The organism is Pseudoalteromonas sp. N1230-9 (assembly GCF_032716425.1).
GTDB lineage: Bacteria > Pseudomonadota > Gammaproteobacteria > Enterobacterales > Alteromonadaceae > Pseudoalteromonas.
The window spans coordinates 3,529,020-3,555,282 of the sequence record NZ_CP090419.1 but is presented as its reverse complement, the minus strand read 5'-3'; the positions used below and the strand labels follow the sequence as shown (position 1 = coordinate 3,555,282).

General features: G+C 43.6%; 19 protein-coding genes. 12 read left to right on the top strand and 7 right to left on the bottom strand.

What is annotated here, in order from left to right; translation table 11 throughout:
- Positions 1–536 precede the first annotated feature (536 nt).
- Positions 537–3,989 (top strand): PAS domain-containing hybrid sensor histidine kinase/response regulator, encoded by a 3,453-nt coding sequence (locus tag LY624_RS16700; protein WP_341803524.1) that lies wholly within the window; start codon positions 537–539, stop codon positions 3,987–3,989.
- Here the strand turns inward: LY624_RS16700 and LY624_RS16695 are convergent, their stop codons facing one another.
- The 7 genes from LY624_RS16695 to LY624_RS16665 all read right to left on the bottom strand — a co-directional run bounded on the left by LY624_RS16695 (position 3,990) and on the right by LY624_RS16665 (position 14,404).
- Complete coding sequence (locus LY624_RS16695) at positions 3,990–5,267, bottom strand: sensor histidine kinase (RefSeq protein ID WP_341803523.1); 1,278 nt, start codon at positions 5,265–5,267, stop codon at positions 3,990–3,992.
- Entirely contained in the window at positions 5,268–6,644 is a 1,377-nt protein-coding gene (locus tag LY624_RS16690) for a sigma-54-dependent transcriptional regulator (RefSeq protein ID WP_341803522.1), read from the bottom strand.
- A 63-nt stretch (positions 6,645–6,707) separates the two neighbouring features.
- On the bottom strand, positions 6,708–9,158 hold the full coding sequence (locus tag LY624_RS16685; protein ID WP_341803521.1) for an ABC transporter permease: 2,451 nt from the start codon (positions 9,156–9,158) through the stop codon (positions 6,708–6,710).
- Positions 9,158–9,910 (bottom strand): ABC transporter ATP-binding protein, encoded by a 753-nt coding sequence (locus tag LY624_RS16680; protein ID WP_341803520.1) that lies wholly within the window; start codon positions 9,908–9,910, stop codon positions 9,158–9,160. Before LY624_RS16680 ends, LY624_RS16685 begins: the two co-directional genes overlap by 1 nt.
- Complete coding sequence (locus tag LY624_RS16675) at positions 9,907–11,184, bottom strand: efflux RND transporter periplasmic adaptor subunit (RefSeq protein WP_341803519.1); 1,278 nt, start codon at positions 11,182–11,184, stop codon at positions 9,907–9,909. Before LY624_RS16675 ends, LY624_RS16680 begins: the two co-directional genes overlap by 4 nt.
- Before the next feature lie 153 nt (positions 11,185–11,337).
- A complete protein-coding gene (locus tag LY624_RS16670; protein ID WP_130150948.1) occupies positions 11,338–12,000 on the bottom strand; it encodes a response regulator transcription factor in 663 nt (220 codons plus the stop codon).
- A gap of 112 nt (positions 12,001–12,112) precedes the next feature.
- On the bottom strand, positions 12,113–14,404 hold the full coding sequence (locus tag LY624_RS16665) for a TonB-dependent receptor (protein WP_341803518.1): 2,292 nt from the start codon (positions 14,402–14,404) through the stop codon (positions 12,113–12,115).
- Positions 14,405–14,699: 295 nt separating this feature from the next.
- Between LY624_RS16665 and LY624_RS16660 the strand changes: the two genes are divergently transcribed.
- The 11 genes from LY624_RS16660 to LY624_RS16610 all read left to right on the top strand — a co-directional run bounded on the left by LY624_RS16660 (position 14,700) and on the right by LY624_RS16610 (position 26,220).
- Positions 14,700–16,001: a GntP family permease gene (locus LY624_RS16660; RefSeq protein ID WP_054552324.1), complete on the top strand. Its 1,302-nt coding sequence runs from the start codon at positions 14,700–14,702 to the stop codon at positions 15,999–16,001.
- Positions 16,002–16,010: 9 nt separating this feature from the next.
- Complete coding sequence (locus LY624_RS16655) at positions 16,011–17,198, top strand: E22 family MetX-like putative esterase (RefSeq protein WP_130150950.1); 1,188 nt, start codon at positions 16,011–16,013, stop codon at positions 17,196–17,198.
- 4 nt (positions 17,199–17,202) lie between these two features.
- Positions 17,203–17,964 (top strand): 3-hydroxybutyrate dehydrogenase, encoded by a 762-nt coding sequence (locus LY624_RS16650; RefSeq protein WP_130150951.1) that lies wholly within the window; start codon positions 17,203–17,205, stop codon positions 17,962–17,964.
- A 9-nt stretch (positions 17,965–17,973) separates the two neighbouring features.
- Positions 17,974–18,681, top strand: coding sequence for a CoA transferase subunit A (locus tag LY624_RS16645; RefSeq protein ID WP_054552327.1), 708 nt, complete (start codon positions 17,974–17,976; stop codon positions 18,679–18,681).
- 11 nt (positions 18,682–18,692) lie between these two features.
- Complete coding sequence (locus LY624_RS16640; protein ID WP_130150952.1) at positions 18,693–19,352, top strand: CoA transferase subunit B; 660 nt, start codon at positions 18,693–18,695, stop codon at positions 19,350–19,352.
- Positions 19,353–19,571: 219 nt separating this feature from the next.
- The gene (locus LY624_RS16635) at positions 19,572–20,813 is read left to right on the top strand and encodes an OprO/OprP family phosphate-selective porin (protein WP_237120251.1); all 1,242 of its coding nucleotides are present in this window, start codon (positions 19,572–19,574) and stop codon (positions 20,811–20,813) included.
- 18 nt (positions 20,814–20,831) lie between these two features.
- Positions 20,832–21,797 carry a Bug family tripartite tricarboxylate transporter substrate binding protein gene (locus LY624_RS16630; RefSeq protein WP_130150990.1) on the top strand — a complete coding sequence of 322 codons (966 nt, stop codon included), beginning with the start codon at positions 20,832–20,834 and terminating at the stop codon, positions 21,795–21,797.
- A gap of 13 nt (positions 21,798–21,810) precedes the next feature.
- Positions 21,811–22,275, top strand: coding sequence for a tripartite tricarboxylate transporter TctB family protein (locus LY624_RS16625; RefSeq protein ID WP_130150954.1), 465 nt, complete (start codon positions 21,811–21,813; stop codon positions 22,273–22,275).
- A 3-nt stretch (positions 22,276–22,278) separates the two neighbouring features.
- Entirely contained in the window at positions 22,279–23,817 is a 1,539-nt protein-coding gene (locus LY624_RS16620) for a tripartite tricarboxylate transporter permease (RefSeq protein ID WP_130150955.1), read from the top strand.
- A gap of 14 nt (positions 23,818–23,831) precedes the next feature.
- Complete coding sequence (locus tag LY624_RS16615; protein WP_341803517.1) at positions 23,832–25,454, top strand: sensor histidine kinase; 1,623 nt, start codon at positions 23,832–23,834, stop codon at positions 25,452–25,454.
- 37 nt (positions 25,455–25,491) lie between these two features.
- The gene (locus LY624_RS16610) at positions 25,492–26,220 is read left to right on the top strand and encodes a response regulator (RefSeq protein WP_130150957.1); all 729 of its coding nucleotides are present in this window, start codon (positions 25,492–25,494) and stop codon (positions 26,218–26,220) included.
- The last annotated feature ends 43 nt before the right edge of the window (positions 26,221–26,263 follow it).

Below are 26,263 nucleotides of genomic sequence, written 5' to 3'. Positions count from 1 at the left end.
ATCAGGTTATCCCGTACAAGTCGTAATGCTCTTCCGTCTTGTTGATATTGATTATCAGTTAGATTTAATAAGCTGTCAATATGCAAATAAAAATAATTATCATTTCTATATTTTATTTTTCGACACATTGATTACTTTGTTTCAGACATAAAAAAAGCCCTGCAAGGGCTTTTTTAGTTTCATATCTACCGTCACCGATATGAGCAATGTAGCAAGTAGGTGATCACCTGTTGCCAACATCAAGGGGCGTTGCGATCAGCAACAGGCGATCTTAGCTTTATCGTGGGCCACACGTGTTTCAGGGTCGAGAAACAAATCAGTTTATTCCGAACAAGTCATAAAGCGTTGCTGACTTGTTGATAGTGATTATCAATTAGATTTAGCTATCTGTCAACATCTAATTGGAAATAATTCTCATTTCTTTATGTTTGTTTTTTAACCTCCTCAAATACAATGCATTAGCACTAAAGTTGGGCTGTAAATTATGACTAATAAAAACTATGCTGAAGCTATAATAATTAAAATAATCAAATGCGATGTTCTCAATTTGGTCAATAAGCCTACTTGCGATTGTTTACCTAGCAATTCTATTTGCTGTTGCAGGCTGGGCTGATAAAAGAAAAGTACTGCCTTTTAAAGGCTTAACCTATGGTTTATCGCTTGGGGTATATTGTACTTCTTGGGCGTTTTTTGGCACCACGGCACAAGCAGCATATAATGGCTGGTGGTTAGCACCGACTTATGCTGGCACTATTTTACTGTTTATTTTTGGCTGGCAGGTATATTGTCGCATTGCACATATTTGTCGGCAGCAAAAAATAACGTCGATGGCAGATTTTATTGCCACCCGCTACGGACAATCTTCAAGCTTATCAGGGCTAATATCACTTATTTCTGTGATTGCGATTGTGCCTTATATCTCTTTACAGCTTAGTGCGACCGCACAAAGTATGAATTTACTTACCGACAGAGCCGTCACACAAAGCCATGAAGTGTGGGCCGATAGCACTTTTTACATCACGCTTGTTTTAGCGTTATTTGCTATTTTGTTTGGTGCAAGGCGGCTAAAACCCAGTGAGCATAACCCCGGCCTTATTGCGAGTATTGCTTTTGAATCTGTGGTTAAGTTATTGGCATTTGTTGCAGTAGGTTTATATGTGTGCTTTGCATTATTTGACAGCCCCATGGCACTGTTTGAAAAAGCACAGGCGCTGAATATCGATCAGCAAGTAGCTGTAACACAAAGCCCAACCTATGTGTATGTTGCCCATACATTACTCGGTATTTTGGCAACCCTATGTTTGCCAAGGCAGTTTCACATGAGCTTTATCGAAAAAAATAACGATAAAGAATTGGCTTCGGCACGTTGGCTATTTCCGATTTACTTATTACTTATCAATCTGTTTATTCTACCGATTGCATACGCCGGATTAATTTATTTTCAAGATCAAGAAGTTGGCTACGATACCTTTGTACTGGCACTTCCTATGGCAGCTGACAATGCTTTTGTAGCATTACTGGCATTTTTAGGCGGCTTTTCAGCTGCAACCAGTATGGTAATTGTGTCATCAATTGTACTTTCTGTGATGATAACCAATGACTTTATAAATCAGTTTATTTTACGCCGCTCGCAGCTTACATCGAGTAGCCGTGGACTCGATAAAAATAACCTTCTACACGCGCGTAAAATCGTTATCGTACTCATTTTATTACTTAGCTATTTCACTCACCGGGTACTGGGCGAGAGCACAACGCTTGCTAATGTTGGTTTAATGTCGTTTACCTTGGTTGCACAATTTTCACCAGCTATGATTATTGGTCTATGGTGGCGACAAGCCTCTTGTAGAGGTGCGCAGCTTGGTATACTAAGTGGCTTTATCATCTGGGGTTACACACTATTACTGCCAAACCTAGCAGGCGGATTAGGTAACGATAGCTTGTGGCTCGTGAATGGGCCTTGGGGGATTAGCTGGCTTGCACCCACCAATTTATTCTCATTAGGCATGGAAAGCATCAGCCAAGCCTTGCTGTTATCGTTAGGTGCGAACTGTTTAGTGTACTTTTTGGTGCCGTTATTTAGTCGTGCAACTTTGGCTGAACGCTTGCAGAGTAATAAATTTGTTTCTCAATTAAGTGACTCACGGATCAGCAACCACCTACATCCACTTAGTTATCATGATTTAGGAGCTTTATTACAGCGATTTGCCGAGAAAGAGGCCGCGCAATCTCTGGTAAACCATTATTTCCCTGATGATAAAGGTAAGTGGAAACGCCCTGCTAATGTTGAATTAGAGCTACTGGTTGAGCGTGAGATGTCAGCGGTGATTGGCGGGGCATCGGCACGGCTTATTTTAGATGTAGCTAAAAATGAGCAGCGCCAGCCATTAGAACAAGTTGCTGAGTTTGTTGATGAAGCAAGTCAAGTTCTTAAATTTAATCGTGATTTACTACAATCAACCATAGAAAACATCCAACAAGGGATCAGTGTAGTCGACAGTGAACTGCGACTTGTAGCGTGGAATCAAGGTTATAAGAATATGTTTGCTTACCCTGACGATGCTCTATATATAGGGCGTCCAGTGGCTGATATTATTCGTTTTAATGCTGAGCGTGGCCTGTTCAGGGGCGAAAGTGTGACCAGCGAAGTCGAAAAACGTTTAGCGTATTTACGCCAAGGCAGTGCATATAAATACCAACGTTCGCACAATGATGGCCGTGTCTTTGAGATGCAAGGTAATCCACTGCCAGGGGGAGGGTTTGTAACAACCTATACAGATATTACTGAATTTGTTAAGCAACAGAAAGCGCTGACAGAAGCCAATGTTAGCCTTGAGGAAAAAGTAACAGCACGTACATTAGCACTTACTCAAGCAAATCAAGAGCTATCAAAGGCAAAACAGGTGGCGGAACAAGCAACAGTCAGTAAAACACGCTTTTTTGCTGCTGCGAGTCATGATTTACTTCAGCCCTTCAATGCCGCGAGTTTGTTTTGTTCATTAATGAATGAAAAAGCACAAAGCACTGAGCTTAAAGAATTAGCGATGAATATTAAAAATTCATTAGGCAGCGCTGAAGAACTGTTATCGAGTATTTTAGAACTAACGAAGCTCGATTCAGGTTCGTTTAAAGTACAAATGAGCGAGTTTGCAGCCAGCTCACTTGTAGAGCCGCTGCGCAATGATTATGAAGCGCTCGCAACTGATAAGGGCCTAAAGTTTATAATTGAGACTTGTGATGTGCGTTTGCACACAGATAAAGCGTTGTTACGCCGAGTATTGCGAAACTTACTCAGTAATGCCATTCGTTACACTGAGCGAGGCGAAGTACGCTTAAAAATGCATCATGACGATGATGATCATGTGTCATTCATTGTTGAAGATACAGGAATAGGCATTGCTGCAAGTGATCAGCAAACCATTTTTCAAGAGTTTAAACAGCTTGGTGCTAAACCAAGTGCTGAAGGGTTAGGGCTAGGACTTGCAATCACAAAGCGTATTTGCGACCTCTTAAAAATCCCTTTAGTGATGGGCTCTGAGCTTGGAAAAGGAACACAGTTCACTTTAACACTGCCATGTAAGGTCAGCCGTCAAGCGAGTAAAGAGCAAAGCGCAGAAGCGCAGCAAGAAACAGAGCTTGGTCAACTGCGTATTTGGCTGCTTGATAATGACCGAAATGTGTTAGAGGCATTAAAGCAGTTGCTAGAAAATTGGGGCTGCGAGATCTCCACAGCCACTAATTTAGCAGACCTTGAGCAGTTAAAGGCAAGCCAAGCACTACCGCAATTACTGATTATCGATTATCAGCTGGATGATGGGGTAACGGGCCTTGAAGTGATTGAGCAAGCAGCCCTTACTGCGTTACCGGCCATCGTTAATACCGCGAATCATGATGAAGGTATACGTGAGTTAGTGCTCGATGCGGGCTACCCATTGCTTTATAAGCCTCTGAAAGCACCCGCCTTAAAACGCATGATTAAGCGACTTACTTGATCAGAATACAGTAATTTGAGCCTGCGTGCCTTGCTGGGGTTTTGAGTTTATTGATAATTCAAAGCCTTGGTTGCGCACAAGTTCTCGGGTGATCACAAGTCCTATACCTGTACCATTTGCCTTGGTTGAGTAAAATGGTACAAACAAGTTATCAGGATTTTGAATGCCACAGCCTTGGTCGCTAATTTCAATATTTAAGTTATCACCTTGCCTTGACCAAGTGAGGGTTGGGGCTGAATCGCTACCTGCTTCAAAGGCATTTTTTATTAGGTTGATCAACGCTTGTTCTAGCTGACCTAAGTCGGCATTAAAATGTAACTCTTCGCTGCTATTTATTACTAGTTCAGGAAAGATAGCGCTTAAGTGAGTGTTTAATTGCTCGCAACTGATTACCTGTTTTTGTGCGGGGGGTAGCTTGGCAAACGCACTGTAACTGGCTACAAAATCAAGCAAGTGCTGAGCGCGTTTTTCTATTACTTGCAGCATATCTTGGGCGAGATCATCGTGACTGCTTATTTGCCCTTGGCGTTTAAGGGTTTGCAATGACTGACTCATTGAATAAATCGGCGTGAGTGAGTTACGCACTTCATGATTTAACACGCGAATTAACCGTTGCCAAACAAGTTGTTCGTTATCGCGAAGCTGTTGCTCAATTGAAAAGAAGGTTAGTAATTCAAAGTTTCTGCCAGTCCGCCAAAAAGTCTGCGATGAGATTTGAAAGCGTTGTTTAAACAGTGAGTCACTGTTTTGTTGCCACTCGCCATCATGCAGGGCAATGCCTAAGTCGCTGGCCGATTTACCTTCAATCTGGCGATGGTTAATACTGTTTTTAAACGCCTTATTGCTAAAGTAAATTAAGCCATGGGGGTCTAGGATAACGATGGGTAAGTCCAACATGCTGGCAAACTCAAAAACAAACTCTTCTGTTTGCATATAATGGCGTTTGTTCTTGGCTATTTTATTGCTAAGCTTGGCAAAATCTTGCTTGAGCGCTGCGACTCGTCCACTTTGGTAAGGCGCTAAATGCCAACTATTACTTTCGTCATTTGCCAGTGCATCTAGTTGCAGGCCAAATCGTTCAACCACATCGGTGATCACTCGGTAGCTTTTAATTAAAGCAAAAGCGCTTATCCCTATAAACGGCAATAATAGGCTGATACTGGCAAACCAATCTAATTTTAAGCTGAGCGAAAGGGCAATGCCAAGCGTTAATAGCACTGCTATAACCATATAAAAATAGCGTCGAATACGCTGCTCTAACGACAACTTGCTACTCATTTAGCGTTCTACTTCTTTTAAATCGAGCTGATGTTTATCAATGCGACGATAAATCGCCGATTTGCTTAACCCTAAAAACTCTCCTGCGGCGATAACATTGCCATTAAATTGCAGCAGCGCTTTTTGAATCATCTGTTTTTCAAGCTCTTCAAGGGGCAATAGTGGCAAAGCTTGTTCTGCATTACTATTCATTTGCTCGCAACTTGGTTGATCTAAAATGAGGTCATTGGCTTGAATATTGTTGTTATCGCTCATGATCACCGCACGTTCAATGCAGTGGCTTAGCTCACGAATATTACCTGGCCAGCTGTAATTTTTTAGCGCCTTTAGGGCATCATCACTGAGCGCCATATTCGCGCGTTGATATTTTTTACCATGCACCAATAATAAGTGTTCTGCTAAGGGAGCGATATCGTCTTTTCTGTCGCGAAGCGGTGGAATGTGCAGTTCAATGGTATTGAGTCTAAATAATAAGTCACGGCGGAATTCACCCTGCTCAATGGCCGTAGCTAATTCACTATTGGTGGCAGAAATAATACGCACATCGGCGGTTTTGGTTTGGCTTGAGCCGAGCACTTCAAATTCTTTGCTTTCTAGCACACGAAGCATTTTACTTTGTAGTTCAAGGCTTAAAGTCGCAATTTCATCTAAAAATAAGGTGCCGCCTTCGGCAATTTCAAACCGTCCTAAGCGGTCTTCTTTGGCATCAGTGAAAGCGCCTTTCTTATGACCAAATAATTCGCTTTCGAATAGCGTTGGGGCAATGGCGCCAACATTCACGCTTACATAGCGTTTATCACATCGGAGTGAATGCTGGTGAATATAATGTGCCAATAAGCTTTTGCCTGTGCCATTTTCGCCAGTAATTAAAATACTGGCATCGGTTTTTGCAGCGCGCTCAGCTTTGGCGAGTAACAGCTGCATGATTTCTGATTGGGCTATGTAATGTGCTTGTGAGTCACTGGTAAGTGCCTTTAAGCACGCGTTGTCGTGATTACTTTGCTTAAGTTTTAGTTGTTGTTGCACAACGGCGGTTAAGCGTAAGTTATTCCATGGCTTTTCAACAAAGTCGACAGCCCCTAATTGCATGGCTTTAACGGCAACATCAATGCTGGCCCATGCGGTCATCACAATGACAGGTATGGTCGAACCTAATTGATTTAGTTGCTTTAAAAAGCGTAACCCTTCTTCACCTGAGGTCGTGTCGAGCTTGTAGTTCATATCGAGCAAAATCAGGCTAATGTGCTCTGATTTTAATAACTCAAGGGCATGTTCAGGGCCTTCGGCCTCAAGGCAGTGTAAGCCCAATTGTTGTAATGCAACAGTAGCAGCCAGACGTACATCAGCTTGATCGTCTATGACTAAGATTTTGTCCATGATGTTTTCTTATTATCCTGTTGAGGCAGCTTAAGCTAAAACTAAAGCTGCCATTTTGTGCTGTTAATCGTTACGCAGTGCGGCCATAGGTTTTGCTTTAAGCAGTAAAACCAAAGGTCTAAAGCAAGCGAATAGCGCAATACATAAGGTAATACTCCAAGCAAGTAATTGCAGTCTTACATCAAGTATCAGCCAAGACATTAGCTGGCCTTGCAACATGTAAAAACCTATCATTACCACAGCGAGAGCAACCGCAAAGCCAATGAGCACAGGGATAATAGCTTCAACACTCATCAGCTTGAATAAGCGTGCTTTTTTTGCACCTAATGCCATACGAATACCAAACTCATAACGGCGCAGACCTAGGTTGTAGCTTAGTACCCCAAAAATACCAATTGCTGCTAATAATAGAGTAAATAGCGCTAAGGTACTACACAGAACCACAGTCAGACGGCTCATATACAGTAAATTGTCGTACTCTTGTTGCAGGTCATTAAACTGCCACATGGTTAGATCGCTGTTCTTTTCTTTTAGCGTATTAAGTATTTGTTTATTTGTTAGCTTAACGCCTTCAGAAGCTTTGATAGTGAACATGTAGCTATACGGTGTTGCTGGCCACCAAATATGACGACCAAACGACTCATCGTAGTATTTAGGGTGATTAAAATCTTCGGTTACACCAACCACTTCATACATCTTTTCTTCTAAGCCTTGGTAGCTCTTGCCGATGATTTTTCGATAGTCTTGGCTTGGTAATAAGTTCTCTGCAACGCTGACCGAGACAAGTATCTCGTTGGTTTCACCACGTATAGCTTGTTCGCTAAAGGTGCGGCCAGCGAGAATTTTGGTGTTAACTAACGCAAAGTAATCAGGCCCTACCCACTGACTAGGGAAGAAAATTGAGCTTTTACCGTTTACATCAGTCAGGGTGTTGGCATTTTGTCTTGCTGATACTGGGCTGTGACCCAGAGCAACATCATCAATGCCTTGGCTATCAAGTAAAACCTGCTTGTATTGCAGCATATGTTCGTAGCGCTCCGCCAATGACATTTGATTATTTGGTTGGAACAGGTTGGCAAAATACAGGTTTTCGGTATCACTGCCGAGTGGGCGGTTAATCGTGCCCATGGCTTTACTGACTACCATCACCGAAAAACTAACAAGCAGCGCGGCAACAAACATTTGTGAGCCAATTAAAATACGCACTGTACGGCCAGATACCTGCGAAACCCCGCCTTTTCCACTGTTCTGCATTTGCGTATTTAGGGTTTTGTAATTCACCAAACGCGCTGTAATTACAGAGAAAATATAAGCAAGAGCAATACACAGTATGATGGCAACAATGACCAACGTGCTATCAACCGCCAAGCTGTTAACCAGTGGTAATCGTCTTTCTGCCAATACTTTAAATAAACGTATGCCCCATACCGATAAAAACAGTGCAATGCTTACCGATAAGGTCATTAAAATTAGTGACTGTAAAAAGATACTTTTAAATAACGTGCTGCGTTTAGCACCTAACACCGCCTGCAAGGCGAGGGTTTTATGTTGAGCAAGAGCGCGCGAGAAGAATAAAGTACTGACGTTAAGTACTGCAATAATCAGTAGCCCTACTGCACCGGCTAACATCATTAAGCTTAAGTCATCGTTATTACCCAGCTCAACGTCACGATAAGGAGTTACTTCAGGTTTTACATCGGTGATCCCCCCGTTGTTTAGCCACTCTGATTTAACCGTATCAATCTGCTGTTTTAAATCGACTTTAACTTGATCTATGGTGACCCCAGGCTTTAAAACTGCAATCAGTTTTAGGTTTTTAAAAGTGTTTGTCCACGGGCTTTGCCAATCATCATTGTGAAAGTAACGGCGGTCAGCACTTGATGGAAACCATACTTCAACATCGCTTGCTTTAAACATGTAAGGTGGGCTGAATGAGTCATCAACAACACCGACGATACGGTGAACGTAATCGGTTTCACCCGCCATGACTGAAAGTGTTTTACCAATAATGTTCGGGTCGCTGTTGTAATGCTTGCGCCAAAAGTTAGCAGAGATAACAACGCGGTCATCAGGTGTTTCTAGCGTTTCTCCAAGGTCAAAACCCTGTCCCATTAAAAATGGCGTGTTTAATAAGTCAAAGTAGTTGCCGCCAACATACAGCACAGGCTCTTTAGGCTCGCCATCAAGGTTTGCAAAGATTTGCTCACCCGCATTGATCATCATACTTTGTTCAAAGCTTTGATTATGCTTAAGCCAATGCACCATCGATTGATAGCTTTGAAAGCCGGTGGCATCGTAGTCATCATAAGTAAGAGATTGCTCAACCACCACCATGCGGCTTTCATCGTACACATCAAGGGGCTTTAAAAAGTAGCTGTTAACAAGGCTAAGCACCACAAACAAGGTTGCCAGTGTTAAAGCAAGCGTTGCGATAACCGCAGTGACAAAGCCCGGTGCATTCATTAATGATGCCCATGCTAAGCTCAGTTGAGCGCGTGTTTTAGTTAATTTCATTACATCACCTCAGCGCTTTCGAGTGCATGCTCGGCAGTGTCGCTGCTAGGTGATTGGCGAGCTTCAGAGTAGGAAACAATTTCACCATCTAGCAACTTAAGTTGCGTTTTAGCGCGCCCTGCATAACGTAAATCATGGGTTACCATACAAATCGTGGTGCCTTTTTTATTCAGCTCATCAAGCAAGTCCATGACAGCATCACCATTTTTTGAGTCTAGGTTACCGGTCGGCTCATCCACCAATAAAATGCTTGGCTTACCAGCCAGTGCGCGGGCAATGGCAATACGCTGTTGCTGACCACCAGATAATTGATTGGGTTTGTGTTGGGCACGGTGGCCCATTTCAACTTCATCAAGGGCTTGTTTTACCGCAAGCTCTATTTCGCTTGGGCTCATGGCTGGCTCTCGGTAAGTGAGCGGCAGTGCCACATTGTCAAAAACCGATAATTCATCAATTAGGTTAAACGACTGAAATATAAAACCAATATGAAGGTTTCTTAGTTCAGCTTGCTGATCCATATCGAGGGTTTTTGTGTCGACTTCTTTAATGAAATAGTCGCCAGCAGTTGGGCTATCGAGTAAGCCTAATAATGACAGCAGCGTCGATTTACCACAGCCTGAAGGGCCGCTAATGCAGATGTAGTCACCTTGGTTTATATTCAGGCTGATGTCTTTTAATGCGTAGGTTTCAACATTTTGGCCGCGATAAACTTTGGCGATTTTGTTTAATGAGATAAGCGTGTTGGTTTTCATAAACTGTCCTGTTCGATTTTTATTGTTGCCAAATGCTGCCATTTAGAAAGGTCTGAAATGATCAGCTGTTCGCCCACGGTGGCACCGCTCAAAAGTTGAATTTGATTGTCACTGAGTGTACCAAATTCGATATTGATTGGCGTTGCTAACTGGGTATTTGGATTAAGTTTAAACAGCGTAGCTTTGCTGTGTGCTTGTGCTTTTTGTGGCACGTTAATGGTTAACGCATCGGGAATAATGTTGCTAACCACATAGCCTTCAATGCTTAAATCGGGGCGGGCATTGGCAGGCAGTGTGCCTTGTAAATCAAGCTCTATAATAACTCGACCATCGGTAACGATAGGGTCAATTCGGGTGACTTTGGCATCAACTTCACCTTGCTCTGCTTGGCTAAAAGTGTTTACTTTCGCTGCCATATTGAGTGCCACTTTTTCGGCGTCAGCTTGCTTAACGCTTAGCTCTGCTTTTAGTGCTTTGTTTGAGCCAACTACCGCAAGGCGGGTACCCGGCACGAGGTTTTGGCCAAGTTCAACATTCAATTCTTGTAGCATGCCATCGATATCTGCCGTTATTTGCAGCTGATCAAAAGCGTGTTGCTCAACTTGATAATTAAGCTCAAATTGGCTTAATAGTTCTTGCTGTATTTTACTACGTTGTAAATGCATTTCTTTAAGCTGTGCAAGGCGTTGCTGCTCGATCCTTACGCGCTCTGTAAGCTGTGCAACGTTAAGCACGCTTCGTTTGTAATCGAGGCTTGAAACAATCCCTTGCTCGATCAGTTTGCTTTCAGCATCGACTCTGAGCTCTGCGCTTTGCAGCTCACTTTTCAAAATGGCGAGATTCGCTTGGCGCTCAAGTAGCTCGCTTTGCTGGTTAATTTTTTGCTCATTAACACTGGCTTTTTGGCGAGCAAGTTCTAGTCGAGCGACCGACAAACGCTGTGCTTGCTGTGGGTTGACGAGGCTTAAAATCACCGTGTCTTTTTTAACGATAGTGCCAGGGTAAACATGGATAGCTTCGACCATTGCGGTGTCGGTATTGGTTAAATAACGTTGATACTTTGGTTTTAAACGACCAAAGCCACGTATTTTTACCACAAAGTCGGCTTGTTCTACGGTCGCTATTTGTAGTTGGCTTGCAGCAACCACAGTGGGTGTCGCCCATTGATACACCATTAAAGCGCCAAGAGCCGACACGCCCATGGCTGCAGCCATAAGCCATTTTTTAGCTTTTGATTGCTGAGGTTTGCGTTTTAGTGTGCTGTCTAAATCCATGATACTGAGAAATTTAAATAATCATGGAATAGCTAAGGCGAGTTTTGTGCCAATTGTTAAGGTATTGAAAAATAACAGCTTGTTATTTTTTGGAGCGTGAACTTTTCCCACTACTGGGAAAGCGAGTTTTAAAACTGGGAGTGAATGCTTAAATTAGCTTTCTTCGATTTTGCCAACCTGCGAAAGTTGATTAAACAAAATGCCTGCCTGGGTGCGGTTATAGACATTGAGTTTACGTAAAATCGCTGACACATGTTGTTTGATTGTGGTTTCTTGAATCGACATTTCAAAGGCGATTTGTTTATTCAATAAACCGTCGGCAATCATCGCTAGTACGCGGTATTGCTGGGGGGTTAGTTTTTCAAGGTTACGAGCAAATTCGCTTTGTTCGTCGTTGATCACCACATCGGTTAAATCTACTTCAGGTGGTAACCACGTATCGCCATTAAGTACATGGCTAATTGCTTCACTGATGACATCTAAAGAAGATGACTTCGGAATATAACCAGCAGCGCCAAGGCTCATAGCTTGTTTGATTATAGCTGGTGTCTCATTGGCAGAGACCATGATGACTAAGATATCTGGGTAGTGGTTACGCAGTTGCGAGAGGGCTTGTAGGCCATTTGCACCTGGGATCGTAAGGTCTAAAAATATCAGTTCAATCTCAGGGTGAGCGCTTAACAGTGTAAACAAACCCTCAATGTCACTGGTTTCTTTAATATGTTCTTCTGGCACTGATGTCGCGGCAGCTTGACGCAGCGCACTTCTAAATAACGGGTGATCATCGGCGATTATGGTGTTCACAGCTAAAGACATTCCCTCGATTCTCCAATGCGTTATGTTATAAGTGATTTTGCCTTTTGAAACAAGGTTTGCCTGAGGGGAAGTGTCAGACAAACCTTTCTCACACAAGGATCTAGATTCTATTTTAGAAACGGTAACCAACAGTGAAGGCTACAGTGCGAGGGTCGCCGTAGTAACCAATTAGCGTATTATCACCACCTAAACCTGGGGTGTATTTGCTGGTATCTGTTGGGTCTGTTGGATCAGGTGCCACGAACTGGTAACCACCAATCATGTACTCTTCATCCGTTAAGTTTTTACCGTAAAGACCCGCAGTCCAGTGACCATCTGTGCTGTACCAAGTAATACCCATGTTAAAGATACCGTAAGCATCTTGCGTTAATAGACTATCTTCTTCGAATAGCGCATAGTCGCCTCTGTGGTAATAGTTACCATTAATAACAAAGTCGCCCATTTCTGTGTACATACGGTACGTTGCACCCAGATTAAAGGTTAAATCAGGTGTGTTTGATACTGTAAAACGGTCTGATTTATCGAATTGCTCACCTGTTACAGGGTCAAAATCAATCACGTTATCGAAGTTACTGTCAATATAACCTATTGATGTATCAAAGCTGAGCGATTCAGATGCTACATAGTTAAGCTCAAGCTCAATACCATCAGATGTTGACTCACCAATGTTACCTAAGCGTTGGTTTAGATCTGCATCTGTTTCACCTGGTAACACAGAAATATATTGACGATCTTTATGGTCGAGTGAGAATAAGGTGACGTTTGCACGTAAGTTATTGTTCCACTCACTCTTCATGCCGATTTCGAATGAATCAACAATTTCTGGTTTTGCAGCGGGCTCTGCTGTGCTTGCCCGAGGGTTGAACGTACCTGACTTAAAGCCTTGCGCGTAACTTGCAAAGAACATGATGTCGTTTGAATACTGGTATTCAACACCTGCACGCGGTGTGAAGCGTGACCATTCTTCCTCATCATCGAGTACCGTCGGTACAAGTTGGCCTTCTGGGCGAGTGTAACCTGAGATCCAATCTGATTCTGGATAAACAGTATCAAAAATTAAACCGTTATAAACATTCGCCTCTTTTTTGTCTTTGGTGTAACGCGCGCCCAATGTCATTGACCATTGTTCGTTAAAGTCATAACTACCTTGGATGTAAGCCGCCTTACTTGTTGAGTTACTACAGCCACCGGTTTCACGGGTTAAGCTTGGGCCACCTAATGCCTGACCTAATACTTTCAAGATAGCTTGGAATTGACCACATGATTCACCGTCATAGTAATAAAGACCCGAAACCAGTTTATAGTTATCGCCTTGATGGTTTAGCTGTAATTCATGAGTGGTTTGCTCATCATCGTAAATTGCAGGAACATCGAAAATTTGAATTGAAGTATTATCAAAGTCGATGTTGGTTGGTGAGTAGCTCTCACGGCTTGAACCGACATATTTAATGCTGGTGTAGTCAGTTATATCCCAACGAGCAGTCAGGCTGTAGCCTTCAAGTTCAACTTTGTTCCATGTTGGTAAGCTCGTGTATGAGTCATACACGCTGTCTGGAACTGGCGCATCGGTTAGTAGGCTTGGTAGTAAACGGTAGCCACCTTTTGCGTTTGATTTGTCTTCTGTTTTATCCCACGCTAAGCGAAAGAATAAGTCATCAGTCGGTGTATATTCGAGTGTTACACGTGCTGCGGTCACGTCTTTGTTGTAGTTTTCGCGGTCTTGGTTATCAAGAGCCGATGTTAAAAACTCACCAAAGCCATCACGGTTAAGCGTTGCAAACCCAAAGCCTACGTAAAGTTTTTCGTCAACAATCGGTAATTGGCCGGTAATCTTTAAATCTTTCTGGTTATAGCTGCCCACAGTCCCCTGTACATTTAACGTGGCATCACCGCTCATTTCTTTGGTGACGTATTTAATTGCACCACCAATGGTGTTTTTACCGTAAAGCGTTCCTTGTGGGCCGCGTAATACTTCGATTTGTTGCACATCAAGTAGGTCAAGCACGGCACCTTGTGGACGAGCAAGGTAGACATCATCAATATAAATACCTACGCCTGGCTCATAACCCCAAAGAGGATCTTGCTGACCTACACCACGAATAAACGCAGTAATGGTAGAGTTAGTACCACGACTGGCTTGCAAGGTGGTATTGGGTGAAAACTGCTGAACTTCGGTCATGACGACGATGCCGTTTTCTGCCAGTTCTTCAACACCAATTGAAGTGACAGCAACAGGCACTTCTTGCAGATTTTCAACGGTTTTACGTGCTGTTACCTGAATACGTTCAAGTTCACCTTTTTTTGCTGCAGGTTCGGCTTGTTCTGCCGCTTGAGCACTGACACCTGCCAAAGCAAGTGATACAGCCAGAGTAAGTGGCGCGACTTTTGGGTTAAGCTTTATCATGTTGTATTCCTTGTTATTGTTGTCATTAGTCTTATGGCCACTCACATCGATGTTGCCGAAGACTGAATAAGATTTGCCCGTGTCACCTGTCAGTTAATGTAGAAGATAGTTGCAAAAATTGAATTAGTACCATAGTGCTATACCCACCACAGCCCTTTATTTATCAAGCAATTAAGCTATTTTTAAAGCAGATAGTACCTTAGTGTTATGTATTTTTAGAACGCTTAAGGTAAGACTAAAAGCATTATTCCGATGTCACCTCATCTGTGTAATAACAATAATTATAGGAATGTCTATGCTGAGCATGATAGGACTGTTAGGCGGTTTAATACTGCTGATCATTTTAACGCTGCGTGGGGTAAATTTATTTATCGCTGCGCCAATCTGTGCACTGTTAGTTGCACTTAGTAGTGGCATGGCCATTTTCCCTGTATCGGCAGATACAAACTTTATTAACGCCTATATGGATGGCTTTGCAGGCTTCTTAAGTGCGTGGTTCTTTATGTTCTTACTGGGTTCGCTATTCGGTAAGTTTATGGAAGACACCGGTGCTGCAGACAGTGTTGCAAGCTACATTGTGGGTAAATTAGGTATGAAGCACGCCGTTCTTGCGGTTGTGATTGCCTGTGCTGTTTTAACCTATGGTGGCGTGAGCGTCTTTATCGTTGCGTTTTCTGTTTACCCAATGGCATTAAGTCTATTCAAAGATGCAAACTTACCGCGCCGTTTTATTCCAGCAACGCTAGCATTTGGTTCGGTGACCTTTACCATGACCTCAGCTGGCTCGCCAGAAATTCAAAACTGGATCCCGGTTAAGCACCTTGGTACGTCACCCTATGCAGCGTGGGAAGTGAGCTTAGTGGTCGCTATTTTCATGGCGACAGCAGGTTACTTTTGGTTGAACAAGATGATCAAAAAAGCCGTTGCTAATGGCGAAACCTTTGAAGCGCGTGATGATGATCCTGTCATTATTGAGCGTCGTCGTCCGCATCCAATCACAGGCGTGATCCCGCTAATCGTGGTGCTACTCTTATCATTTACGTTACATGATGTACTGCAGCAAACAGCGCTGATTGTCGCTTTACTTGGTGGTGTATTGAGTATTGTGATTATCAACTTTAAGCATTTTCACGATATGGGTAATGCTATTAATGTGGGTACAACCGGTGCTTTAGTGGCAATCGGTAATACCGCTGCCGTGGTTGGTTTTGGCGCTGTGGCGAAAGTGTCACCAGCATTTACTGCCGCTGTCGATGTGATGACCCATATGCCGGGGAATGAACTGGTTGGTGCTGCGGTTGCGGTTAGTGTGATTGCCGGCTTAACAGGCTCTGCTTCTGGCGGGCAAGCCATTGCATTACCGCTTGTCGCACCGGGTTATTTAGACATGGGTGTAAACCCTGAACAACTACACCGTGTGGTGGCGATTAGTTCTGGAGCACTCGATACCTTGCCACATAATGGCTATGTGGTTACAACGATACGCGCTATCTGTAAAGAAACGCATCAACGAGCGTATTGGTCAATGGCAGCGCTGACTGCGGTCATTCCGCTTATCGGTGTCGCATTGGCACTCGGACTCTTTATTTTCTTTTAAGGAACAGCAATGAAAACCAAATTAATAATTTTGCTATGGCTGGTTGTATTTAGTAGCACCGCGTTTGGCGCTGCAAACAAAGCCGACACCATGCTGGTGGAAAAACAGCATTTTACAACAAAAGATTTTACCACTGTGTCTGGTGTGACCTTAGAGCAAGTGGACATTGGCTGGGAAAGTTACGGAAAACTAAACGCCAATAAAGATAACGTGATTTTAATCACTCATTACTTCTCTGGTACGTCTCATGCCGCAGGTAAATATAAAGCGGATGACGCCCTACCGGGTTATTGGGATGCGATTATCGGCCCAGGTAAAGCTATCGATACGAATAAATATTATGTGATTAGCTCAGATACCTTAGTGAATGCCAACTGGCATGATGAAAATGTAATCACCACAGGTCCTGCGTCAACTAATCCAAAAACAGGCAAACCTTACGGTTTAGATTTTCCTGTGGTCACGATTACTGACTTTGTTAATGTGCAAAAGCGTTTACTCGACAGCCTAGGTATCACTAAATTACATGCTGTGATGGGCGCATCAATGGGGTCGTTTCAAGCACTTGAGTGGGCAACACGTTATCCAGATAAAGTAGAGCGTTTAATTCATGTGATTGGCGCTGCAACGATGGATGCATGGACAGTCGCTGCACTTGAAAAATGGGCGTTACCAATTCGTTTAGATAAAAACTGGCAGCAAGGTAATTACTACGGCAAAGAGCGCCCGCTAGATGGCTTAGCGGCAACCATGCTTAATATTACGCAAGATGCGATGCATCCCATTATTTATAACGCGAGCTTCCCTGACTTTAACGTATTAGATGAAGGCGCATTAAAAGATATTCGTACCTTGCCTAAGTTAAACCAAGTATTAGCTGAGCGGGCAATGGCACGAGCGAAAACGCAAGATGCCAACCATGTACTTTATTTGGTCCGGGCATCACAACTATTTACCGCTGGCATGCAAAGTGATTTAACAACGGCACTTAAAAATGTCTCTGCCAAAACATTATTGCTACCCGCAACGAACGACTTACTGCTTCGCCCTGAAAACATGCGTACAGTGTTTGACACCATGAAAGCGGCAGGTAAAGACGTTGAGATTTCAGAAATTGAAGGGGGCTGGGGACACCTTGATGGCATCTTCTCAATAGCCCCTAAAGCGCAGCTTATCAGTGAGTTTTTAGAGGAGTAGCCCGATGAGCAGAACGGTTTTAATTACCGGTGCAGCCAGTGGTATTGGATTATATGTTGCACAGCAACTGGCGATGCAAGGTCACACTATTATTGTTACTGATTTAAATCAGCAAGCAGCACAACAAGCGGCGGCAGGCATTGTTGAGCAAGGTGGCAGCGCCGAAGGGTATGCACTTAATGTGGCTGATAGTGATGCAATAGAGCAGTTTTTCACTGAGCTTAATCAGCCAATTGATGTACTTATTAATAATGCGGGTATTCAGCACGTTGCAAAGCTTGAAGATTTTCCGGCAGATAAATGGCAGTTCTTGCAACAAGTTATGCTCGTTGGCCCTGCGATGATGACCAAGGCCGTACTCCCTCGCATGCGTGAGCAAGATTTTGGTCGCATCATTAATATTGGCTCAATTCATGCCATGGTGGCATCTAAATATAAGTCGGCTTATGTCGCTGCCAAACATGGCTTAATCGGCTTTGCTAAAACCATGGCACTTGAAACTAATGATGCCAATATCACCATTAATACCGTGTGCCCTGCGTATGTAAAAACGCCGCTTGTGGAGCAACAAATTGCTTCGCAAGCTAAAGAGCATGACATTTCTGAGCAACAAGTGATCGACACGATTATGCTAGCACCGATGCCGAAAAAAGCATTTATTGGCTTAGATGAGATCCTGCATACCATTAGCTTTTTAATGGCCGATGCAGCACGCAATATTACCGCCCAAGCAATCGCCATTGATGGCGGTTGGACTGCACAATAGGAGGAGCCAATGGCAGGGTTTGATAAAGTAGTTACAAGTTACAGCGAAGCAATGGCTGGCCTTGAAGATGGCATGACTGTGATAGCCGGTGGTTTTGGTTTATGCGGTATTCCTGAAGGCTTGATTGCGCAAATTAAACGTCAAGGCACCCGTGGCTTAACGGTGGTATCGAATAACTGTGGTGTTGATGGTTTTGGTTTAGGCGTGCTGCTTGAAGACAAACAAATTAGCAAGATGGTTGCCTCTTACGTTGGTGAAAACGCGCTATTTGAGCAGCAACTATTAAATGGTGAACTGGAAGTTGAGCTCACACCGCAAGGCACTCTCGCTGAAAAAATGCGAGCTGGCGGTGCGGGCATTCCTGCATTTTATACCGCTACTGGTGTCGGTACCCCAGTAGCTGACGGTAAAGAAACACGCAATATTAATGGCCGTGACTATTTATTGGAGCCAAGTATTACTGGCGACTTTGCGATTGTTAAAGCGTGGAAAGCTGATCGTTACGGTAACTGTATTTATCGTCATACGGCGATGAACTTTAACCCGATGGCAGCAACCGCAGGCAAAATTACGGTTCTTGAAGTTGAAGAAATTGTTGAGCCAGGGGAGCTAGAACCAAGCCAAATTCACACGCCGGGTATCTATATTGACCGGGTAATTAAAGGTGAATTTGAAAAACGCATCGAGAAAGTTACCACTAAGCAAGAAAATCAATAAGGAGCACGCTGATGGCATTATCACGAGAACAAATCGCTAAACGCGTGGCGATGGAACTACAGGATGGTTACTACGTTAACTTAGGTATAGGAATTCCAACCTTGGTCGCTAATTATGTCCCTGATGGCATCGAAGTGATGCTGCAATCTGAAAATGGTTTACTCGGTATGGGGCCATACCCAAGTGCAGACCAAGTTGATGCCGATATGATCAACGCAGGTAAAGAAACGGTCACCGCTGCAACGGGGGCGGCTATTTTTAGCTCCGCAGAAAGCTTTGCCATGATCCGAGGTGGGCATGTTGATTTAACTGTGCTTGGTGCGTTTGAAGTGGACCAAAACGGCAACATTGCCAGTTGGATGATCCCGAAAAAGTTGGTTAAAGGGATGGGCGGTGCAATGGATTTAGTGGCCGGTGCTAAAAACATTATTTGTACTATGACCCATGCCAACAAGCATGGCGAGTCAAAACTGCTGACAGAATGTAGTTTACCGCTAACTGGGGTTGGTTGTATCAATAAAGTGATCACCGATTTGGCATTGTTAGAAATTAAAGACGGTGCATTTTATTTATTAGAGCGTGCCCCAGGAGTCTCAGTCGATGAGATTATAGCCAAGACACAAGGTAAGCTTATTGTCTCTGAAGATGTACCTGAAATGACCTTTAGTTAGCAATTAAGCTCCTAATTTGACTGAATTTTATACTAAACCCTAGTAATGTGCTTTTTGTTCATGAATTTTATGAGCAAAAAGCCATTTATTATCATCAATGCAACTTACCTCCTAAACATTTCGTTAATCTATCGTTAACACTAAGCTCCAAACCAGATCGCCATTTGCAGTCGGCCGATCAACGACAACAAATAATTATAATCTGGTGTGGAGTAATTCATGAAAGCAAGTAACACACAGCTCGCTTTAGCCGTTGCAGCGGCGTTAGCAAGTACATCAGCATTCGCACAAAGCGACACTGAACAACTACAGCAACAACTCGATGCACTTCAAAAAGAAGTGGACTCATTAAAAACATCTAGCGGCTTTAACCTAGAATTTGGTGGTCGCGTACAGCTTGATTACAACTATTTTGACGGCGCTTACAATGCCGACAATGATGGCGCTGGAGGCAGCGACTTCTTTCCTCGACGTATCCGTACTTATGTTGAAAGTGAACATGGTAACTGGGATCACAAACTATTACTCGAATTTGCAGAAGGCACGGCTGAAATTGTTTTAGCCCGTGTTCGTTATGCATTCGACAACGGCTTAAAAGTAAAAGCCGGTAAAATTCGTGAAGACATGTCGCTCAATGCACTAACCAGTTCTAAGCACATTAACACCATTGAGCGCAGCACCCTTGCTAATACCTTCTCACCTTTCTTCCGTTGGGGTATTTCAGCTTATCAATACTTTAAGGACTCAGGCTTACGTTATGCCGTAGGTGTTTACAAAAATGATGCGTTTGGTGCATCAGGCCATGACGAAGACGACAAACTCACATTGGCTGTAACAGGTCGCTTAACGTGGTCAAGTGCGGCGCCTGGTGATGTGATTCATTTAGGTGCTTGGCACTCTTATCGCGATATGGGCGGTAATGATTTAAGCGCTCGTTTTGCCCGCGGTGAAGTGCGTGAAACCAATGTGCGCTTAGTGGATTACGCGGTAGGCGGTGAAACGGCAGCGCTAGATAGTATGTCGCAAACAGGCCTTGAATTTGCCTACCAAGCGAATGCATTCACGCTAGAGGCTGAATATGCCAGCCGTTACCTCGATACGGTGGATAGTAGCAATGTATTAGATGGTGAGCGCTTTGATGGTTTTCATGTTTCTGCCAGTTACTTCTTGGGTGGTCAGCAGCGCAATTACAAAGCGGGCTCTGCGTTATTTGTTCAGCCAAAAGGGATTAAAGATGCATGGGAGCTGGTGGCTCGTGTTTCACAAATGAATGCCAGCAGTAAAGACCAAGGCACAGACGTAACTACTTATACGTTAGGCACATCATATTACCTAAGCAGCGATATTAAGTTTATGGGCAACCTGATTTACAGCGATGTTGATGGTGCAGGCGCTTCTTCGCTGGTAGGTGATGAAGATTCAGGTATGGGCATCAGCGCTCGTATGCAGTACTTATTTTAGGAGTTGTGCATTATGACTATGTTTAAATCAATTAAGAGCTCTTTATTAGCAGCCTCGTTATTAGTAACCAGCCCGTTGGCGTTAGCTGACTTACACTTTTTAGTACCTGGTGGTCCAGGTGGGGGTTGGGATACCACTGCCCGTGGTGTGGGTGAAGCCATGGTAAAAGCGGGGATTGAAGATAATGCGTCGTTTCAAAATATGTCGGGTGGCGGCGGTGGCCGTGCGATTGCTTATTTGATTGAGTCGGGCACTAAAAAAGGCGATATGTTGATGGTGAACTCAACGCCTATCGTTCTGCGCGCATTATCAGGCAAAATTCCTTACAGCTATCGTGATTTAACGCCAGTTGCCAGCATGATTGCTGATTACGGCGCGTTTGTTGTACGTAATGATTCGCCTTATAAAACATGGCAAGACGTCATTGATGCAATGAAAAAAGATCCAGGCTCTGTAAAAGTGGCGGGAGGTTCAGCGCGCGGCAGTATGGATCACTTAGTGGCAGCACAAGCTGTGAAGGCGGCGGGTATTGATGGTCGTCGATTACGTTACATTCCATACGATGCGGGTGGTAAAGCGAAAGCAGGCTTGTTGTCGGGTGAGGTCAACTTACTTTCAACGGGCTTAAGTGAAGCACTCGAAGTCGCCAATGGCGGTCAAGCGCGTATTTTAGCTGTGACTTCAGCAGATGCTTTACCGGATTATCCTGAAATTCCAACCTTAAAGTCGCTAGGTTACGACATGGAATTCGTAAACTGGCGCGGCTTTTTTGCAACCCCAGATTTACCAGCAGACAAACTAGCCCAGTACACAGAAAAGTTGCGTAAATTACAAGCAACACCTGAGTGGGAAGCGGTTCGTGCGCGTAATGGTTGGTTAAACCTGTTTCAAGAGAAAGAAGCGTTTATTAAAGCGCTTGAGCAGCAGGAAGCACAGCTAAAAGTGGTCATGGAAGAGCTTGGTTTTATTCGTAGACTAGGTTAGTTGGGACTTTTTAATGTTAAACCGTGAACTAATTGGACCAAGTTTATTCTTGGTCCTCTTTACCCTTTACGCCCTTGTGGCTTGGCAAATTCCACTCATGCCATTTGAAGAGTACGAAAGCGTTACTTCTGCAACCTTACCTAAAGTGTATGCCGTATTCGGTATTGTGGTGTGTGTACTATCAATTGGTGCCAATTTATTAAAGCAAGCACCAGCAGAAAAAGCAGAGCTACTTAGTAAGGGCAACTTACTACGTACCTTTGCACTGTTAGTGTTAATGGTTGCCTATAGCGCCATGCTCGAGCCGTTTGGTTTTTTAATTGCCACCAGTGCCTTTTTAATTGCTGGCTTTTTTATTATGGGCGAACGCCGTAAAACGGTGTTGTTGTTTGCCTCTGTGCCTGTGGCCGTGGTTTTTTGGTTTTTAATGACACAAGTACTGGGCATTTACTTAGTACCTGGCAACCTGTGGAGTTAAGTTATGCTTGATGGAATTATGTTAGGTTTGTCGACCGTACTCGACTGGAACAACTTGTTATATGTGATTGTTGGCTGCTTTGTTGGCACCTTCATCGGTATGCTACCTGGACTTGGTCCAATTACTGCGATTGCATTGATGATCCCGATCACTTACAGCATTGGTGCTGATTCGGGCATGATTTTAATGGCCGGTGTTTACTACGGCGCTATATTTGGTGGCTCTACGTCTTCTATTTTGATTAATGCGCCTGGGGTTGCGGGGACGGTAGCGTCATCGTTTGATGGTTACCCGCTAGCAAAACAAGGTAAGGCAGGTAAAGCTCTGGCTATTGCAGCCTATGCGTCCTTTATTGGCGGGACCATTGGCGCCATTTTACTGATGGTGGCTGCGCCATTATTAGCGAAAGTATCATTAAGTTTCCAATCACCTGATTATGTTGTACTAATGTTTTTAGGCTTAACGGCCATTGCCGCATTCTCTAATAAAGGGCAATTTTTAAAAGCTATGATGATGACGGTATTTGGTTTAATGCTTGCAACGGTAGGGATTGATCCGTCTTCGGGTACTGAACGTTTTACCTTTGGCCAAGCCGATTTATTAGATGGCATTAGTTTTTTATTAGTGGCAATGGCAACGTTTGCGTTGGCTGAGGCACTGATTAATGTGGCGCGCCCTGAAGCTGAGCCAGATAAAAAATTGGATGATCCTGATACGCCAAAAATTGGTTCAACAAAACTGACTAAAGAAGAAGTCAAAGACATGGCTCCAGTGGTTGGCCGCTCATCTTTACTTGGTTTTATTGTCGGTGTTTTACCAGGGGCAGGGGCGACGATTGCCAGCTTTATGGCCTACGCCACTGAACGTAACCTTGCTCCAAAGGCACTGAAAGATAAATTTGGTAAGGGCTCGATGCGTGGCTTAGCAGCCCCTGAATCGGCTAATAATGCAGCCTGTACAGGCTCATTTGTACCGCTACTTACGTTAGGTATTCCGGGCTCTGGCACGACAGCGATTATGTTAGGCGCCTTAATCGCCTACGGTATTCAACCAGGTCCTATGTTAATGCAAGAAAACCCAAGCGTGTTTTGGGCAGTCATTGTCAGTATGTATTTTGGCAATATCGTACTGCTTATTCTGAACCTGCCGTTGATCCCATATTTTGCTAAAGTGCTGGCTATGCCTAAATCGGTGCTCACCGTGATGATTTTGTTCTTTAGCTTAATTGGCGTTTATTTAGTGTCGTTTAACACCTTTGATTTATTTATGATGGTGGGCTTTGCGTTGGTGGCCTTGGTGCTTCGATTGTTAGCTTTCCCGATGGCACCTTTGTTACTTGGCTTTATACTTGGCGATATGATTGAGCGAAATTTCCGTCGTGCGATGATGATTTCAGATGGCTCGCTGAGCTTTTTATGGGACCGCCCATTAACACTCAGTATTTTCGTAATTTCAATCTTAGTGTTGTTGTTCCCATTGAAAGATTATATTGTCCAACGTCGTAAAGAAAAAGCAGCCACGCAAGCACAGCAGCATGCGTAGCACAAGGCGGTAAGATGAGATACACCAATAAGCTAAACCCATTTCAGCATATGGTTAAAAAGCCAAAGCGCTTAGAAACACGACTCATTATTTGGGTTACTGGTCTATGTGTTTTACAAGCTGTGTTGTTTGGCGCTTTGGTGTATCAGATCACAGCGCAGAGTCTACATAGTCACATGGGTGACAAGGCACTGGCGTTAGCAACGAGCATTGCATCGCGAGATGATGTACAAAAAGCGTTACTAACACAAAAAGACCACGCAAAGCTTAATATTGAAATAGAGCAAATTCGTGAATTAACGGAAGCAAGTTTTATCGTTATTGGCGATAGCCAAACAACACGTATTGTTCATCCTGATGCTAATAAGCTGGGTAAGCACATGGTTGGGGGTGATAGCCAAGCTGCACTAAGAGGTGAGCGCTATGTGTCTATTGCGAAAGGCAGCTTGGGTGAGTCAATTCGCGGAAAAGTGCCAGTCTATTCTGAATCAGATGAGATAATAGGGCTTGTTTCAGTGGGGTTTTTGGTGCAATCGATTGAGCCACTAATTCGTGCTCGAAGCGCCGAAATCATGCTTTGGGGCTTATTGTTAGTGGGGTTGAGCATTTTGGCTGCGGTGTATATTGGTCAACGGGTTCGTAATGCTATTTTTGGTTTGCAGCCAGATGAAATAGCACGGCTCTTTTCTGAGCAAGATGCTATTTTGAATACCGTTCGTAGCGGTATTATCGCCCTTGATCCAGAAGGTAATGTGCGTAACTTAAACCAACGAGCCTGCGAAATTCTTGGCAAACCGACTAGCTGTATCCATCAACCATTAAAGCTTGAAGACTTACTTCCTGAACATACCGAGTTTTTAATGCATAACCAGCAGCGCCCGATTGTTGGCTTTGAATTATTTGCTGCCGATAAACGCATTGTGTTGTCGCGATATGCATTACAGGTGCAAGGTCAGGCTGATGGTATTTTGTTGAGTATGCGCCCTGCTGATGAGCTTGAATATTTATCGCAGCAATTAACCAAAGTGCAAGCCTTTGCAGAGTTATTGCGGGTGCAAACGCATGATTATTCAAACAAGCTAAACTTAATTGGTGCGTTAATTCAAATGGGGCAAACGGATCAAGCTATTGAGTTAATAGGACAAGAAAGCAAAGGCTCACAAGCGCAGATCCATCATTTACTCGAAAGGATCCAAGATCCGGTACTTGCTGGATTACTGGTCGGTAAATACCATAAAGCCCGTGAACTAAACGTAGTACTTGAGCTTAACCCAGATAGTTTATTGGGATCGATCACCCGTAAGGATATGCTGGAACGGGTTGTCTCTATACTCGGCAATTTGATTGATAACGCAATTGAAGCCGCTATTCGAGCTAGCGATACACGTACCCCGAAGGTTCGTGTTACGGTTGATGAAACCAGTAAAACCTTGTTGTTTGATGTTGAAGACAGCGGTTTTGGTTTAGGCGATGACAAGGATGTGATATTTACACCACAATACAGTTCTAAGTCAGGGGCAGCGCATGGCATAGGTCTTTATTTAGTTAAAACCAACTTAGATTCGTGTCGTGGTAGTTTAGAAATAGGTGAGTCTGATCTAATGGGGGCACGCTTAAGTGTCTACATTCCAAAATAATAAAAATGATCAGCCTATAATATAAAAGGTAAAGAAGATGACTTATTCGGTTGTCATAGTTGAAGATGAAGTCGAGGTTGCACAGCTGTTAGCGCAATACTTATTGCTCCCTCATGGTATTGCAGGTCAACAAGGAACGCGTCAAACTTTGCGCCAAGGACAATATCAAGTGGTTGGTATTGCCGGTAATTTAACGACAGCTAAAGCATTATTGCAGGCGGTTGATGCAGATTTAATTCTGCTTGATATTCACCTTCCTGATGGTAATGGTCTTGAGCTGTTAAATGAGTTACGTCGTAATGAGCTAAAAAGTGAAGTGATGCTGTTAACTGCGGCAAAAGAAGTCGAAACATTGGAAAAAGCCATGCAACTTGGTGCATGCGATTTTTTAGTTAAACCACTTATGCTTAATCGTTTAGATCAAGCTTTAGCGCGCTTTGAAGCAAGGCAGCAATGTTTGTCAGATGCAAATGAAGTCACGCAATCTATGGTTGATACCCTCTTTGGCTCACAAGAGCAGCAAAAAGCGCCAGTTAGATTACCTAAAGGTGTCGATCAGCTTACTTTGCAAAAAATTTTAAAAGCATTTGAAGCGAACCTAGGAACGGATTTTACTGCCCAGCAGATGGGTGATTTAGTTGGGGTAAGCCGCTCAACGGCTCGTAGATACCTTGAATATTTACTGGAAGCAGAAAAAGTCAGTGCCGATCAAAGCTATGGCAGTATTGGTAGACCTGAACGTTGTTATAAAATGCTTACTGGTTAGATGGCGGTATTTTATTAGCGTGTTCGCGGATTTTATGTGATTT

Coding starts and splice junctions, on each gene's coding strand:
- LY624_RS16700 (WP_341803524.1), top strand. CDS start 537: ATGTTCTCAATTTGGTCAATAAGCCTACTTGCGATTGTTTACCTAGCA.
- LY624_RS16695 (WP_341803523.1), bottom strand. CDS start 5,267: ATGAGTAGCAAGTTGTCGTTAGAGCAGCGTATTCGACGCTATTTTTAT.
- LY624_RS16690 (WP_341803522.1), bottom strand. CDS start 6,644: ATGGACAAAATCTTAGTCATAGACGATCAAGCTGATGTACGTCTGGCT.
- LY624_RS16685 (WP_341803521.1), bottom strand. CDS start 9,158: ATGAAATTAACTAAAACACGCGCTCAACTGAGCTTAGCATGGGCATCA.
- LY624_RS16680 (WP_341803520.1), bottom strand. CDS start 9,910: ATGAAAACCAACACGCTTATCTCATTAAACAAAATCGCCAAAGTTTAT.
- LY624_RS16675 (WP_341803519.1), bottom strand. CDS start 11,184: ATGGATTTAGACAGCACACTAAAACGCAAACCTCAGCAATCAAAAGCT.
- LY624_RS16670 (WP_130150948.1), bottom strand. CDS start 12,000: ATGTCTTTAGCTGTGAACACCATAATCGCCGATGATCACCCGTTATTT.
- LY624_RS16665 (WP_341803518.1), bottom strand. CDS start 14,404: ATGATAAAGCTTAACCCAAAAGTCGCGCCACTTACTCTGGCTGTATCA.
- LY624_RS16660 (WP_054552324.1), top strand. CDS start 14,700: ATGCTGAGCATGATAGGACTGTTAGGCGGTTTAATACTGCTGATCATT.
- LY624_RS16655 (WP_130150950.1), top strand. CDS start 16,011: ATGAAAACCAAATTAATAATTTTGCTATGGCTGGTTGTATTTAGTAGC.
- LY624_RS16650 (WP_130150951.1), top strand. CDS start 17,203: ATGAGCAGAACGGTTTTAATTACCGGTGCAGCCAGTGGTATTGGATTA.
- LY624_RS16645 (WP_054552327.1), top strand. CDS start 17,974: ATGGCAGGGTTTGATAAAGTAGTTACAAGTTACAGCGAAGCAATGGCT.
- LY624_RS16640 (WP_130150952.1), top strand. CDS start 18,693: ATGGCATTATCACGAGAACAAATCGCTAAACGCGTGGCGATGGAACTA.
- LY624_RS16635 (WP_237120251.1), top strand. CDS start 19,572: ATGAAAGCAAGTAACACACAGCTCGCTTTAGCCGTTGCAGCGGCGTTA.
- LY624_RS16630 (WP_130150990.1), top strand. CDS start 20,832: ATGTTTAAATCAATTAAGAGCTCTTTATTAGCAGCCTCGTTATTAGTA.
- LY624_RS16625 (WP_130150954.1), top strand. CDS start 21,811: ATGTTAAACCGTGAACTAATTGGACCAAGTTTATTCTTGGTCCTCTTT.
- LY624_RS16620 (WP_130150955.1), top strand. CDS start 22,279: ATGCTTGATGGAATTATGTTAGGTTTGTCGACCGTACTCGACTGGAAC.
- LY624_RS16615 (WP_341803517.1), top strand. CDS start 23,832: ATGAGATACACCAATAAGCTAAACCCATTTCAGCATATGGTTAAAAAG.
- LY624_RS16610 (WP_130150957.1), top strand. CDS start 25,492: ATGACTTATTCGGTTGTCATAGTTGAAGATGAAGTCGAGGTTGCACAG.